Genomic DNA, 16242 nt, shown 5'->3' with positions numbered 1-16242 from the left:
CATAGGGCGGAGAAGTGCTGGAGGGGAGGGACGCGTAACGAGTTGTGGTGACGGTTTTTTGTCACTTTGATGAGTCAGGATCGTTACGCATCGCTCACCGGGCAAGTGCGACGCAATTGGGCCTTCGAAGCCATTGATTGCAGAGGGGTTTATCCCGCAGTCGCCGATGTTGCCGGTGAGCGACACGCTGGGCGAGGACATCGCCAGGGCAGCGGCTTACTCAGGTAAACGCGTCCTGCAGGCGATCCGCGCAGCCACCTGCTTTCAAACCATGAGCACATTCTTCGCTAAAAACAGGATGCCGACAGCGGTTGGCAGCGGAGGAAATGCACATGGCTACGCTCATCGGTATCGTCAGTAAAGTCATTGGTCAGGTGTTCGTGGTCGCGAGCGACGGTACCCGGCGCGCGGTGATTGAGCACGATCATTTGTTCGCTGGCGATCAACTGGTCACGGGGGCCGAAGGCGCGGTGGCGGTCCATCTGCAAAATGGCAAGGAACTGACCCTCGGGCGTGGCAGCAGCATGCAGATGGACCCGCATCTCCTCGCCAACGAGTCGCCGCACCTCGGCACTTCAGAAGCGGTCACACCGAGCGAAGCGCAACTGACCGATGTCGAGCAACTGCAAAAAGCCATCGCGGCGGGCGCTGACCCGACGCAAACCGGTGAAGCCACTGCGGCCGGGCCGAGCTTCACAGGGGCGCCCAGTGGTGCGCAGGGCGGTGGTCACAGTTTTGTCATGCTTGAAGAAGTGGGCGGGAAGGTCGATCCGACGATTGGCTTCCCGACCGCTGGATTTGGCGGTATTCCTGAATTCCCTGAAGAACGCCATAACGCCGATGTCCAGCAGAACGCCGACGGCACCCCGGCCGTCATCGCTCCGCCACCAACGCCGGTCAATAACCCGGTCACGCTCGATGGCTTGTCGGTGGCGGGTGGCGAACTGACCGTCAACGAAGCCAACCTGGCCGACGGCTCAGCGAGCAATCCGGGCGCATTGACTCAGAACGGCACGTTCAGCATTTCGGCGCCGGACGGGCTGAGCAGCTTGAGCATCGGCGGTATTAACGTGATCACCGGTGGCGTGGCGATTGGCTTTCCGCAGTCGATCACCACGCAACTGGGCAACACCCTGACCATCACCGGTTACAACCCGGCCACAGGCGTGGTGAGTTACAGCTACACCCTCAACGGCAACGAAACCCATTCGGCCGGCGACGGCGCCAACGCTCTCAGCGAACAGTTCACCGTGGTGGCCGGCGACAGCAACGGCGACACCGCCACCGGCACGCTCGACGTCAACATCACTGACGACGTGCCCAAGGCTGTCGATGACAGCAACGCCAACACCGCGTCGGAAACCCTGCTGACCCTGACCGGCAGCGTGCTGCCAAACGACACCCAGGGTGCCGACCGCATTCCCACGGGCCCCAATAGCGGCCCGGTGATTGGCGGCACCTTCACCGGCACCTACGGCACCCTGGTGCTCAATCCCAACGGCACCTACACCTACACGCTGAACACCAGCGATGCCGATTTCAAAGCGCTGCACGGCGGCGGTAGCGGCACGGAAACCTTCACCTACACGCTGACGGATGCTGATGGCGACACCAGCACCGCCAACCTGGTGCTGCAGATCCACAACAACGACGATCCGGTGACGATTGGTGGCCTCAATATCGAGGGCGGCGAACTGACCGTCTTCGAGAAAAACCTGAGCCTTGGTAGCTCACCGGATTCCACCGCGCTGACCCAAAGCGGCACCTTCACCATCACCGCCCTCGACGGCGTGCAGACCCTGAGTGTCGGCGGCATCAACGTGGTGGTCGGCGGTGTGTCGTCAGGCTTCCCGCAATCCATCACCACGCCGCTGGGCAGCACGCTGACCATCACCGGGTTCGACGCCACCACCGGGGTGGTCAGTTACAGCTACACACTGGCCGATAACGAAGCGCACCCAACCGGCAACGGCGCGAACACCCTGCCTGAGCAATTCGCCGTCACCGTGGTCGACGACAACGGCACCACCGCCAACGGCACGCTCGATGTGAACATCGTCGACGACCTGCCCAAAGGCGTGGACGACAGCAACGCCGGCACCGCGTCGGAAACCCTGCTGACGCTGAACGGCAACGTGCTGACCAACGACGTGCAAGGCGCTGACCGGGTGACCGTTGGCGAAAATGCCGGCCCGATCACCCCGGGCACATTCGCCGGGACTTACGGCACTTTGGTGCTGAACGCCAACGGCACCTACACCTACACCCTGAACACCAGCGATGCCGATTTCAAAGCGCTGCACGGCGGCGGCAACGGCACCGAGAATTTCACTTACACCCTCACCGATTCGGACGGCGACACCAGCACCGCCACGCTGGTGCTGCAGATCCACAACAACGACGATCCGGTGACCATCGATGGCCTCAACGTCAACGGCGGCGAACTCACCGTCTATGAGAAAAACCTCGGCGACGGCAGCAGCCCTGATGCTCCGGCGCTGACCCAAAGCGGCACCTTCACCATCACCGCCCTCGACGGTGTGCAAACCCTGAGCGTTGGCGGCATCAACGTGGTGGTCGGCGGTGTGTCGTCAGGCTTCCCGCAATCCATCACCACCCCGTTGGGCAGCACGCTGACCATCACCGGGTTCGACGCCACCACTGGCGTGGTCAGTTACAGCTACACCCTGGCCGACAACGAAGCCCACCCAACCGGCAATGGCGCGAACACCCTGCCTGAGCAATTCGCCGTCACCGTGGTCGACGACAACGGCACCACCGCCAACGGCACGCTCGACGTCAACATCGTCGACGACCTGCCCAAAGGCGTGGACGACAGCAATGCCGGCACCGCGTCGGAAACCCTGCTGACGCTGAACGGCAACGTGCTGACCAACGACGTGCAAGGTGCTGACCGGGTGACCGTCGGCGAAAATGCCGGCCCGATCACCCCGGGCACATTCGCCGGGACTTACGGCACTTTGGTGCTGAACGCCAACGGCACCTACACCTACACCCTGAACACCAGCGACGCCGATTTCAAAGCGCTGCACGGCGGCGGCAACGGCACCGAGAATTTCACTTACACCCTCACCGATTCGGACGGCGACACCAGCACCGCCACGCTGGTGCTGCAGATCCACAACAACGACGATCCGGTGACCATCGACGGCCTCACCGTCAACGGCGGCGAACTCACCGTCTACGAGAAAAACCTCGGCGACGGCAGCAGCCCTGATGCTCCGGCGCTGACCCAAAGCGGCACCTTCACCATCACCGCCCTCGACGGCGTGCAGACCCTGAGCGTTGGCGGCATCAACGTGGTGGTCGGCGGTGTGTCGTCAGGCTTCCCGCAGTCCATTACCACGCCGCTGGGCAGCACGCTGACCATCACCGGGTTCGACGCCACCACTGGCGTCGTCAGTTACAGCTACACCCTGGCCGACAACGAAGCCCACCCAACCGGCAATGGCGCGAACACCCTGCCTGAGCAATTCGCCGTCACCGTGGTCGACGACAACGGCACCACCGCCAATGGCACGCTCGATGTGAACATCGTCGACGACCTGCCCAAAGGCGTGGACGACAGCAATGCCGGCACCGCGTCGGAAACCCTGCTGACGCTGAACGGCAACGTGCTGACCAACGACGTGCAAGGCGCTGACCGTGTGACCGTCGGCGAAAATGCCGGCCCGATCACCCCGGGCACGTTCGCCGGGACTTACGGCACTTTGGTGCTGAACGCCAACGGCACCTACACCTACACCCTGAACACCAGCGACGCCGATTTCAAAGCGCTGCACGGCAATGGCAGCGGTACGGAAACCTTCACCTACACCATCACCGACTCCGACGGCGACACCAGCACTGCCAACCTGGTGCTGCAGATCCACAACAACGATGATCCGGTGACCCTCAACGGTCTCGATGTGTACGGTGGCGAGTTGACCGTCTACGAGAAAAACCTCAGCGACGGCACCAGCCCGAACACCCCGGCACTGACCCAGAGCGGCACCTTCACCGTGACCGCGCTCGATGGCCTGCAAACCCTCGATGTCGGCGGCATTCATGTGGTGGCCGGCGGCGTAGCGGCGGGGTTCCCGCAGTCGATTGTCACGGCATTGGGCAACACGCTGACTATCACCGGGTTCGACCCGGTCACCGGCGTGGTCAGCTACAGCTACACCCTGGTGGATAACGAAACCCATCCAACCGCCAACGGTGCCAACAGCATCACCGAAAACTTCAACGTGGTGGCGACAGACACCGACGGCAGCACCGCGAGCAACCAGCTCAACGTCAACATCGTCGATGACCTGCCCAAGGCCAACCCCGATCACACCTCGGTGGCGGAAGGCGCAACAGTCACGGGCAACGTGCTGGATAACGACATCGGCGGCGCCGATGGCCCGGCGGCCAGTGGCGCAGTGATCGGCGTGCGTGCCGGCAGCGACACCTCGACCTCGGCCATCGGTGGCCTGGGTTCGAACATCAATGGCACCTACGGTTACCTGACGCTGGATGCCAATGGCAACGCGACCTATCACAGCAATCCGAACAGCGTCGGCCCAGCGGGCGCAACCGACGTGTTCACTTACACCGTGCGTGATGCTGACGGCGATGAAAGCACCACCACCATCACCATCGACGTCTCGAACAGCTGCATCGTCGCGGCCCGCGACACCGACGTGACGGTCTACGAAAAAGCCCTGGACCTGACCCAGGACGGGCAGGACCTGGCCGCTGGCACCGTCACCGGCAGCGATCCGACCAGCACCGGCGAAACCGCCAAAGGCACGCTGGTAGGTTCGGTCACCGGTGCGGTTGGCGCGATCACCTACACCCTGGTGAGCAGCGCCACGGGCAACTACGGTCAGATCCAGCTCAACTCAAATGGCACGTACACCTACACCCTGACGTCGCCGGCGACGACCACGCCGCACGCGAACGACGGCGCCAATACCCTGACCGAAAGCTTCACCTACCAGGCCACCGATTCGCTGGGCAACAGCACCACCAGCACCATCGTGGTGAGCATCGTCGATGACGTGCCAAAAGCGGTGAACGACACGAACTCTGCGACCGCGACGGAGAACGCGCTGACCCTCACCGGCAACGTCCTGACCAACGACATTCAAGGGGCGGACCACGTTGCGACCGGTCCGAATGCCGGGCCGATCACGCCTGTCACACTGAATGGCACGTACGGCACCCTCGTGCTCAACGCCAATGGCACCTACACCTACACGCTTGACACCAATGATGCCGACTTCAAAAACCTGCACGGCGGCGGCAATGGCACCGAAACCTTCACCTACACCCTTACCGATGCCGACGGCGATACCAGCACCGCCACGCTGGTGCTGAACATCCAGAACGCCAACGATCCAGTGACCCTCAACGGCCTCGACGTCAGTGGCGGCGAACTGACCGTCTACGAGAAAAACCTCAGCGATGGCACCAGCCCCAACACCCCGGCACTGACCCAGAGCGGCACCTTCACCGTGACCGCGCTCGACGGCCTGCAAACCCTCGACGTTGGCGGCATCCATGTGGTGGCCGGTGGCGTGGCGGCGGGCTTTCCGCAAACCCTCGTCACCGCGTTGGGCAACACGCTGACCATCACCGGCTACAACCCGACTACAGGTGTAATCAGCTACAGCTACACCCTGGTGGATAACGAAACCCATCCAACCGCCAACGGCGCCAACAGCCTCACCGAGAACTTCAACGTGGTGGCCACGGACACTGACGGCAGCACCGCGTCGGGTCAGATCAACGTCAACATCGTCGATGACCTGCCTACCGCCGCACCGAATACGGCGAGTGCGGCCGAAGGCGCAACGGTCAATATCAGCGTGCTGGGCAACGACGTATTTGGCGCCGACGGTCCGGCGGTCGATGGCGCGGTGATTGGTGTACGTGCCGGCAGCAACACCTCGACCTCGGCGGTCGGCGGCCTGGGCACCAATATCAATGGCACCTACGGTTACCTGACCCTGGATGCCGCCGGCAACGCCGTGTACCACAGCAACCCGAACTCGGTGGGGCCGGAGGGCGCCACTGACACGTTCACCTACACCATTCGCGATTCCGATGGCGATGAAAGCACCACGACCATCACCATCAACGTCTCCGACACCGGTCTCAAAGCCGTGGTGGATCAGGACGTGACGGTTTACGAAAAAGCCCTCGACCTGAACCAGGACGGTCAGGACCTGGCGCCGGGCACCGTCACCGGCAGCGAACCGGGCAACACCGGGGAAACCGCCACCGGGACGCTGGTCGGCTCGGTCACCGGCGGCAGCGGCGCGCTCACTTACAGCCTGGTCGGCAGCGCCACTGGCACGTACGGGCAAATCCTGCTCAACCCCAACGGCACGTACACCTACACCCTGACGTCGGCACCGAAAACCTCGCCGAACGCCAACGACGGGCCCAACACCCTGAGCGAAAGCTTCACCTACAAAGCCACCGATGCCCTGGGCAACAGCACCACCAGCACGATCGTCGTCAACATTGTCGATGACGTGCCCAAAGCGGTGGCCTCGGATCGCTCGGTGGCCGCGGTGGAAATCGACTCCAACATACTGATCGTGCTCGACATCTCCGGCAGCATGATCGACCCCTCTGGGGTGGGTGGGCTGTCACGGCTGGACCTGGCCAAACAGGCCATCAGCGCCTTGCTCGACAAGTACGACGACCTTGGCGATGTGAAAGTGCAACTCGTCACCTTCAGCAGCAACGCCACTGACCGGACCTCGGTGTGGGTCGACGTGGCGACCGCGAAGACGCTGCTCGCCGGGCTGTCCGCGGGCGGTGGCACCAACTACGACGCTGCCGTGGCCACCATGCAGACGGCGTTCAATACGTCCGGCAAACTCACCGGTGCGCAGAATGTCGGCTACTTCTTCTCCGACGGCAAACCCAACGAAGGCGACATCGGTACTACCGACGAGGCCGCACTCAAAGCCTTCCTCGACGCCAACGGCATCAAGAACTACGCGATCGGCCTGGGCAGTGGCGTGAGCAATGCCAACCTCAATCCGCTGGCCTATGACGGCAGCACCCACACCGACACCAATGCGGTGGTGGTGACCGATCTCACCCAACTCAACTCGGTGCTTTCGGGCACTGTGGCCGGCGCGCCGGTCACGGGTACGTTGCTGGAGAACGGTACGTTCGGCGCCGATGGCGGCTTCATCAAAACCCTCACGGTCGACGGCACCACGTACACCTTCGACCCGAAAGGCAACGCTAACCAGGGGTCGCTGAACTTCAGCGGCGGCGCTAACCACGGCACGTTCAACACGGTGAACAACAGCATCAGCATCGCCACCAACAATGGCGGCACGCTGGTGGTGAACCTCGACACCGGCGAGTACAACTACACTTCGCAAAAAACCACCGCCGTGGTCATCACCGAAAACATCGGCTTCACCGTCAGCGACAACGACGGCGACCTGGCCAGCTCCACGCTGACGGTCAAAGTCATTCCCAACGCGGCGCCGGTGGCAGTCGATGACCACATCATCACCAACGTGCTGTCGGGCAACATCGTGGTGCCGGGCGAGCTGTTGCTGGCCAACGACACCGATGCCGACAAGGATCCGCTGACCGCATCGCCGACCAACTTCACCACCGGCTGGGTGGCCAAGGGCGCGGACTTCACCGGCAGCGGTGCGATCAATTTCAAAGGCACCAATGACACCTTGGCCAACCAGGCCCTGGCAGACGTGCGTAGTTCTTTTGCGGCCAACACCGCCGCGATGACGGCACTGCTGGTGGTCAGCGGGTATCTGGGCCAGGTGGCTGCCAACAACGCCAATGATGAAGACCTCATCACCGTGAAGCTGAAAGCGGGTGAAACCCTCAATCTGGATCACAATCTGGCGGGCGGACACATCACCATGGAGTATTCGCTCAATGGTGGCGCCTTCACGACCATCGCGGACGGCGGGACGATCACTGCCTCGTCGGATGGGACCTATCAGATCCACATCACCAACATTGATAACAACAGTGGCAGCAACCCCAAAGGCGCAGAGAACTACCAGTTGACCATGACCGTCAACTACGCCGGCGCCCACGACATCGCACCGGACGCCCACGGCACCTACACCGCCAGCGACAACCATGGCGGCAGCGACACCGCGGGCGTGACCATCACCTACCAGGACGGCCACACCCTCACCGGCACTGCGGGCGATGACACATTGATAGCCGGCACCGGCAACAACATCATCAATGCCGGCGACGGCAACGATGTACTCACCGCCGGTTCCGGCAACAACGAACTGCACGGCGGCGCCGGTAATGACTTGCTGTTCAGCGGCACCGGTAACGATCTGCTCGACGGCGGCACCGGCATCGACACCGTGAGCTACGCCCACGCCACCGCCGGGGTCACCGTCGACCTGAGCCTGCTCACCCCGCAAAACACCGGAGGCGCCGGCACCGACACCCTCACCGGGATCGAAAACCTGGTCGGCTCCAACTTCAACGACAGCCTCACCGGCGACAACAGCAGCAACGTCATCAACGGTGGTCTGGGCGATGACATCCTCAACGGTGGCGGTGGTGACGACTTCCTGATCGGCGGCCTGGGCAACAACACCCTCACCGGCGGGGCAGGGGCCGACACCTTCCAGTGGCTCAAAGGCAACAGCGGCCACGACGTCGTCACCGACTTCACTCCTGGCACCGACAAACTCGATTTGTCGCAACTGCTGCAAGGTGAAAACGGCACGTCGGCGTCGCTGGATGACTACCTGCACTTCAAAGTCACCGGCAGTGGCGCCTCGCTGGTCACCAGCATCGACGTCAGCGCCATGGCCGGTGCCACGCCGAACCAGACCATCGACCTGGCCGGCGTCAACCTCGCCAGCCACTATGGCGTCACGCCGGGGGCGGGTGGTGTGGTGGCGGGCGGGCACGATACGGCGACCATCATCAATGGCATGTTGAATGACCATTCGTTGAAGGTGGACACCGTGTGACCTGAAGGCTGAAACGACAAAACCCGCCATTCCTGGGTCAGGAATGGCGGGTTTTTTGTTGTCTGTGAGAAAGCAATCGCGAGCAACCACCACAAACCTCTACTACCAACCCGGTCATTGTGGCGAGGGGGCGGAGAGTTAGCCGTGCGGATCGACGTTATCGAGCATCCGGTTCACCGCCAACTCACCCAGCATGACCGAGTGTTGAATCCCCAGCAGCGTGTGGCGCTGCGGGCCATTCAACTGTCCCGCGAAATCACTCAACATCACACTCGCTGACGCCAACGTCTCACAGGCATTCACCAGCAGGGTTTCGTTATCGGTGTCGGGCCTGACGAAGTAGATCGTGCTGGGTTTGCGCGGGGTGTCTTTGGGAATGACCGGTTTGAGGTAGTAGTCGAGGGCGCGGTCGGCGGCGGAGTTGAGCTTTTTGGAATCGGTGGATTCGTAGGGGGAAACGTCGTCGGTTTCGGTTTCTGGTGGGGTGGGTGGGATTTTGAACATGGTGAAGCGCCTATACCTGATGGAGCCACCAGAACCTGTCGCTAAACAAGTAAGGGTGGCGGCTGTTCGCAGGTTAGCGAACCGAGAGGTATAAGACCCGGCAGACCCGAGGGTCTCCCGCGCACAGCCGCCATATCGAAACTGCAGACGTTCGCCTGCAGTAAGACTGAAGTGTTGCGCTTATACCTGGTCGGGTCGCTAAACCCGATCGCTGATTGGCAGCGATGCGGAAACGATAAAGATCAGGGTCAAAGCACACAAGCCGGCGGATTCTGACGTAGCCGTAGGCAACGGCGCAAGGATGCGTAGCCGGAGTGAGTGTCTGGAAGTGTTTTAAACATCGCTGTTTATTCCGCATCGGATGTCGGCAGTAAGACGAGCGGTCGAACCCTTCACATCGGCTCCGGCGGCCCAATCAACCGTCCCATCACCCCAAACAACCCCAGTTCCCGAATCACCTCCAACTCCCCCTGCGTCTCGACCATCTCCGCAATCAACGGCAGATCAATGCTGTTGGTCGCGCGGAAAATCGCATCGATAAACAGCCGCTTGTCAGGCTGCACATCAATGCGGCGGATGTACGCGCCATCGATTTTCAGATACGCCAACCCGAGCTGCGTCAGGTTGCCGATCTGGCTGAAGCTGCCACCAAAGTGCTGCAAGCCGAGGCCATAACCGGTATCGAGCAGGCTATGGCTCAGGCGCTGCAGTTCTTCGGGCGGCGGCAACTGGCGTTCGTCGATTTCCAGGGTCAGCAGCGGTGCCAGTTCCGGCAGCGAATCAAGCAAGTCGATGATGTGTCGCAGCGGCGCCGGGTCGCGAAGGGTGCTGCCGGACAGGCTCAACGCCAGGGGCCAGCGGTTGACGACGAGGTAGTCGAGGGTCGCTTCGAGCATCACCAGGTCAAACCGCGCTGACCAGCCGAGGCGCTCGATCCACGGCAGGAAATGCCCGGCGGCAATGGCTTCGCCGTTGGGGTCGAGCAGGCGCGCAAGGACTTTGTGATGCAGCACCTGGCTGGTGTCGGCGCATTGCACCACGGGTTGGAAATATAGCTGCAGTTTGCCGTGGGTCAGGGCGTCGTCGATCCAGGCGCGCCAGTCATGTTGGGAGTGGTTGTTCGCGGTGGCAGTGTCGGCCAGATGCACCCACGGCCGCTCGGGATGTTGCCGGGCTTGCGTCAGCGCCTGATCGAGACGCAGCAGCACGTCGCTGGCCGGTTCGCCGGGGTGGTAGGGGACGATGCCCAAATGCGCCACCGGCATGCAATCACTGGCGCCGGTCAGGCGCAGGTTCTCCAACGTTGCACTGATTTCCGAGGCCAGGCGCTCGGCGTCGGCGCCATTCAGGCCCGGCGTCAGCAGGCTGAACTCACCGCCGCGGTTGCGTGCCGCCAGCCAGGTCCGACGTTCCGGCAAATGCGTCAGGCGCTTGAGCAGCTCGCCGACGGCGCTGATCAACGCGTCGGTGCGTTGACCACCCAGACGCTGGTTGAGGCCGATCAGGTCGTTGACTCGCAGCATCAGCAAATGGCCGGTGCTGCTCTGTTCGCTGATCAACAGATGATCGGCCAGTTGTTCATCCAGCAAACGGCGATTGGCCAGGCCCGTGAGGCTGTCCTGATAGGACTCGGCCCGCAGTTTTTCACTGCGCGTGGCTTCTTCGGCGAACAGCGCCTTGAGCTTCTCGACCATCTGGTTCATGGCCAGTACCACGCGGCGCAATTCCGGAGTGCGCGGCAGTTTTGGCAGGCTCAGGAACTCGCGTTTGCTGATGGCCTCGGCCTGTTTGACCATTTTGTCGAGCGGGCGCAATTGCCGACGCAACAGCCAACCGCCGAATATCGCGCTGAGCAACCCACAGACCAACAGCCAGAGCAGGCTGCCAAGGGTACTGTCCCAGAGTTTGGCCAGGGCAAATTGCGGATTGCTCAACACTTCGACCCGGGCCACCTGTTCCCAGCCGCGCATGATCAGCGCGTCGCCGCCTTCGGGGCGCAGGTTGACGAGCCTGACGAACCAGTCTGGAACGCCGTCGATTTTTGCGGGGGCGCTGCGTTCCACCAACACCTGTTCGTCGACGATGTTGACGACGCGAATGCTGCGGAAGTAGCCGCTGTCATAAATCGAGCTGACCATCAACTCGATCATGGCCGGGTCGTCGATCTGCGCGGTCAGCGACAGACCCAGTGCGGTGGCGGCGTCCTGGGCATGCGAGCGCAACTGGCCGAGCATCTGTTCGCGGGAGCTTTCCAGGCTGACAAAAAAACTGCCGCTGAAGGCCACCAGCAGGAACAGGCAAATGGCGAGAAACAACTGTTTGCGCAGTGACATAAAACGCTCCTTGCTATAACGGCTAGCCGTCGCCCACGGCGAATCCTTCGGCTTGCATCTTTTTCAACACGTCTTGCCAGCGCGACAGCTTTTTTGTGTCGCCGCTGCGTTTGCCGCCGTTGGCACCGGGCAAGTACAGGCCTTCGGCGTTGAAGGCGTACACCGGCAACAGGTCTTTACGCTGGGACGCGGGGCGGATTTCGCCGATCAGGTTATCCAGCACCAGCGGTTCGGCCGTGGGGCTGCTGTAGAAGGTCAACACCATGTGCGCCTGGTTTTGGGCCAGGGCCTTGACGTAGGTGATGCGCAGTTTTTCGCTGGGAACGCCGAGGTAGCGCAGGCTGAAATACTTTGCCAGCGCGTAGTCTTCACAGTCGGCGGCGCCCTTGATCAGCGATTCTTCTGGCGTGGCCCAGTAATCGGTCTGATGCCAGATGCGCATGTCATCCTGAAAATTCAGCTGCTGATTGAAGAACTGATTGACCGCATTCAGTTGCTCGCGCTCGGGTTGCTTGAGTTCGCTTTTGAGCATTTGACTCCAGGCCTCGACTCTTCCCTTGGCGGGGCCGAGAGGGCCATAGCGTTTTTCGGCGGTTTGCAGAATCTGCGTAAAGTCCCAGTCGGCAAGGACACTGCCCAACCCTGTCAGCAGAAAACTGGACAACAGCAACCAGCCGCCGAGCCGAAGTCGGAGCGTTGACCATCCTGGACTACGCGGACGACGTGACATGTCTGGCTGCTCGCGTGCAGATGACTGAAGTCTAGGCGGTGTTTTGGGCGAGGATGGATAAATAGTCGGGTGGGTACACGGACCTGCACGGACCTGCTACAGGGATCGAGGTTTTTGCAGGGTTTTTTGCTTGAGGATGTAGATCGTGACGAGCACGGCGCTGGTCAGCATGAAGCCGCGCGCCCACGGCAGGGGCACCAGGTAGCAGGAGAACAGGATGCTCACCCACATCAGCCCGATGGCGTAGACCTTGCCTTTGAGGGGGATGCCGTTGCCGTCGAGGTAGTCGCGAATCCACGGGCCCAGCCATGGATGCTCCACCAGCCACTGATAAAAACGCGGCGAACTGCGGGCGAAGCACGCAGCGGCCAGCAACAGAAAGGGCGTGGTGGGCAAAACCGGCAGGAAAATCCCGATCACCCCCAGCGCTACGCTCAGCCAGCCGATGGCCAGCAGCACGTAACGCAACATCAGGGAGCGGTTGCCTATGGGGTTGTCCATAGGCAAGACCTTAGTGATGACGTGGCTTGAGGATCGCCGGTTTTTCGTCTGGCGCGTTGCACAGCAGGTACAGCGCGGTCAGGGCTTCCGGGATCTGTACGATCATGTCGTCCATCAGGTTGGCATCTTTGGCGATGTCTTCGAACTCTGGCTGTTCGTCGAACAGGCCCGAACCGACCATGATCGGCAGGAGCATTTCGCTGACTTCGTCTTCGGCGGTTTCGAACCAGGCGGCTTCGCGCAGGAACACGCCTTCCATGAAACCGATGCACCAGCCGCGCAGGTCGGAGTCATCCGGATCTTCGCCCAGGTCCAGCTCGCACGGCAGCTCGAACTCTTCATCGGACGCCAGTTGGCGGGCGATGTGAGCCTTGAGGGCCAGCAGGGTGGATTCGATGGCTTCACGCTCGGTGTCGTCGGCGTAGTGCGGCTCTTCGGCGAAGAGGGCGTCGATCCATTCGCGGTCCGGTACTTCTTCGGAGCAGATCGACAGCGCAGTGAGGTAGCCGTGGGCGGCCACGTAGTCCAGCGCCTCGTCATGCAGTTCGTCGGCGTCGAGGAAGACTTGCAAACGGGTTAGTTGCTCAGCGAAGGACATTAAAGGGCTACCTTGGGAAATAAACAGATGCGGGAATTCTAGGCCTTCTTGAGCGCTCAGGCCAGCCGCGCGGCATATTTGCAGCCTCAGAACACCGCATTCCCTATAGGAGTGAGCCTGCTCGCGATAACGGTGCCGCATTCAACATCAATGTTGACTGACCCACCGACATCGCCAGCAAGCCGGTCTCACTCCCCTACAGGGTTCTTTGTTGCATTGGGTTGATGTGTCTTATCAGCGGTGCCCTGCGCAAGGGAGGGCTCGGGTATACTCGCGCGTTTTGTGATGCCCTGCTGGCGTCGCGGCTGGAATGTGAAGCGTCATGCAACGCGCACTTACGATTTGTCAGTGCAGCGTGCGTGGTTCTGAACCAGCCTTGCAGGGATGTTTTTGTGATTTTTGGAGTTTTTATGCTCGAACAGGCTCAACGCGTCCTCAAGGACATCTTCGGCTACGACAGTTTTCGTGGCCGTCAGGGTGCAATCATTGAGCGCGTGGCCAGTGGTGGCGACGCCCTGGTACTGATGCCTACCGGTGGCGGCAAATCCTTGTGTTTCCAGGTGCCGGCGCTGTTGCGCGAAGGCCTGGCCGTGGTGGTGTCGCCGCTGATCGCACTGATGGACGACCAGGTCGCCACCCTCGAAGAGCTGGGCGTCGCGGCCGCAGCCTTGAACTCGACGCTGAGCGCCGAACAACAGCGCGATCTGGCGGCCCGCATCAAGCGCGGCGAAGTGAAGATGCTCTACCTCGCGCCCGAGCGTCTGGTCCAGCCGCGCATGCTGGCCTTCCTGCAAAGCCTTGAAATCGCCCTGTTCGCCATCGATGAAGCGCACTGCGTGTCGCAATGGGGCCATGACTTCCGTCGCGAATACCTGCAACTGGGGCAGTTGGCGGAGTTATTCCCGAACGTTCCGCGCATCGCCCTGACCGCCACGGCCGACAAGCGTACCCGCGAAGAAATCGTCGAGCGCCTGCATCTGCAAGACGCCGAACGCTTCCTGTCGAGTTTCGACCGCCCAAATATTTTCTACCGCATCGTGCCCAAGGAGCAGCCGCGCAAGCAGTTGCTCGCGTTCCTTGCCGAGCGACGCAGCGATGCCGGTATTGTTTACTGCCTGTCGCGCAAGAAAGTCGACGAAGTGGCGGTGTTCCTCAGCGAGCAAGGCTTCCCGGCGCTGCCGTATCACGCGGGTCTGCCCAACGAAACCCGGGCCCATCACCAGAAGCGCTTCCTTAACGAGGAAGGCCTGATCATGGTTGCCACCGTGGCGTTCGGCATGGGCATCGACAAACCCAACGTGCGCTTTGTCGCTCACCTCGATTTGCCAAAATCCCTTGAGGCCTATTACCAGGAAACCGGTCGCGGTGGCCGTGACGGTCTGCCAGCAGACGCCTGGATGGCCTACGGCCTGCAAGACGTGGTGATGCTCAAGCAAATGTTGCAGAACTCCGAAGGCGACGAGCGCCACAAGCGTCTGGAGCAGCACAAGCTCGACGCGATGCTCTCGCTCTGTGAAGAAACCCGCTGCCGTCGCCAGACATTGCTGGCCTACTTCGACGAAGACATGCCCGAGCCGTGCGGCCATTGCGACAACTGTGTCGACGGCGTGCAGACCTGGGACGCCACCGAGCCGGCCCGTCAGGCGCTCTCGGCGATTTACCGCACCGGCCAGCGTTATGGTGTCGGGCATCTGGTCGACGTGTTGCTGGGCAAGGACAACGAAAAAATCCGCAGCATTGGTCATCAGCATCTTTCAGTGTTCGGGGTCGGCAAGGCGATGGGCGAGAGCGAATGGCGCTCCCTGTTCCGACAGCTGGTGGCCCGTGGGCTGGCCGACATCGACCTCGAAGGCTATGGCGGCCTGCGCCTGAGCGACACCTGCCGGCCGCTGCTCAAGGGTGAAGTGACCCTGGAGCTGCGCCGCGACCTCAAGCCGCAAACCACCGCGAAAAGCAGCAAGAGCCAGGCGAGCCAACTGGTGCGTGGCGAAGAGCGCGAGCAGTGGGAGGCGCTCCGTGCCTTGCGGCGCAAACTGGCCGAAGAACATGGCGTGCCACCGTACGTCATCTTCCCCGATTCGACGTTGCTGGAAATGCTCCGCAGCCAGCCGACGTCGCTGGCAGAAATGGCCACGGTCAGCGGTGTCGGTGCACGCAAGCTCGAGCGTTACGGCGAGGCCTTCCTCGAAGTGCTGGGCGGTCAGGTCGAGGCACCGAAAGTCGTGGCCGACGTGCGCCACGAACTGATCACCCTGGCTCGCGCCGGCATGACCCCGGTGCAAATCGCCGGTCAGCTGCAATGCTCGGAAAAGAACGTCTACACCATGCTCGCCGAAGCGATTGGCAAGCAGCAGCTGTCTTTGGAACAAGCGCTGGACTTGCCGGAAGAATTGATGGGCGAAGTCCAGGATGCGTTCCTCGACGGCGAAGGTGAATTGCCAGCGGTTTCTGAGATCGCTGCCCTGTTTGCCGGGCGAGTGCCGGAAGGCGTTTTGTACTGCGTGCGTGCCGCCCTGCAATCGGAATTTGAGGTTTGAGTGGCCCTGTAGGTTGATGTAACGATTCACTACAGACCAA

General features: G+C 61.8%; 7 protein-coding genes. 2 read left to right on the top strand and 5 right to left on the bottom strand.

Translation table 11 applies throughout. The features are described from left to right. Positions 1–332 precede the first annotated feature (332 nt). On the top strand, positions 333–8999 hold the full coding sequence (locus SB725_RS04690) for a retention module-containing protein (protein ID WP_410921373.1): 8667 nt from the start codon (positions 333–335) through the stop codon (positions 8997–8999). A 138-nt stretch (positions 9000–9137) separates the two neighbouring features. Here the strand turns inward: SB725_RS04690 and SB725_RS04685 are convergent, their stop codons facing one another. The 5 genes from SB725_RS04685 to SB725_RS04665 all read right to left on the bottom strand — a co-directional run bounded on the left by SB725_RS04685 (position 9138) and on the right by SB725_RS04665 (position 13665). Next, entirely contained in the window at positions 9138–9503 is a 366-nt protein-coding gene (locus SB725_RS04685; RefSeq protein ID WP_027922281.1) for a DUF6124 family protein, read from the bottom strand. A gap of 392 nt (positions 9504–9895) precedes the next feature. Next, positions 9896–11836 carry a cyclic di-GMP receptor LapD gene (lapD, locus tag SB725_RS04680; RefSeq protein WP_410921372.1) on the bottom strand — a complete coding sequence of 647 codons (1941 nt, stop codon included), beginning with the start codon at positions 11834–11836 and terminating at the stop codon, positions 9896–9898. A 22-nt stretch (positions 11837–11858) separates the two neighbouring features. After that, positions 11859–12566, bottom strand: coding sequence for a cysteine protease LapG (gene lapG / locus SB725_RS04675; RefSeq protein WP_410921371.1), 708 nt, complete (start codon positions 12564–12566; stop codon positions 11859–11861). A gap of 96 nt (positions 12567–12662) precedes the next feature. Further along, positions 12663–13067: a YbaN family protein gene (locus tag SB725_RS04670; RefSeq protein ID WP_027922284.1), complete on the bottom strand. Its 405-nt coding sequence runs from the start codon at positions 13065–13067 to the stop codon at positions 12663–12665. Between the two features lie 10 nt (positions 13068–13077). After that, positions 13078–13665 carry a YecA family protein gene (locus SB725_RS04665; protein ID WP_027922285.1) on the bottom strand — a complete coding sequence of 196 codons (588 nt, stop codon included), beginning with the start codon at positions 13663–13665 and terminating at the stop codon, positions 13078–13080. A 410-nt stretch (positions 13666–14075) separates the two neighbouring features. Here SB725_RS04665 and recQ point away from each other — a divergent pair, with 410 nt between their 5' ends. Next, positions 14076–16202, top strand: coding sequence for a DNA helicase RecQ (gene recQ, locus SB725_RS04660; RefSeq protein ID WP_027922286.1), 2127 nt, complete (start codon positions 14076–14078; stop codon positions 16200–16202). Positions 16203–16242: the final 40 nt, after the last annotated feature.

Source organism: Pseudomonas sp. SIMBA_041 (assembly GCF_046535095.1).
GTDB lineage: Bacteria > Pseudomonadota > Gammaproteobacteria > Pseudomonadales > Pseudomonadaceae > Aquipseudomonas > Aquipseudomonas mucoides.
Note: the sequence above shows the minus strand (reverse complement) of the source record. Positions and strands in the feature narration are given on the sequence as shown.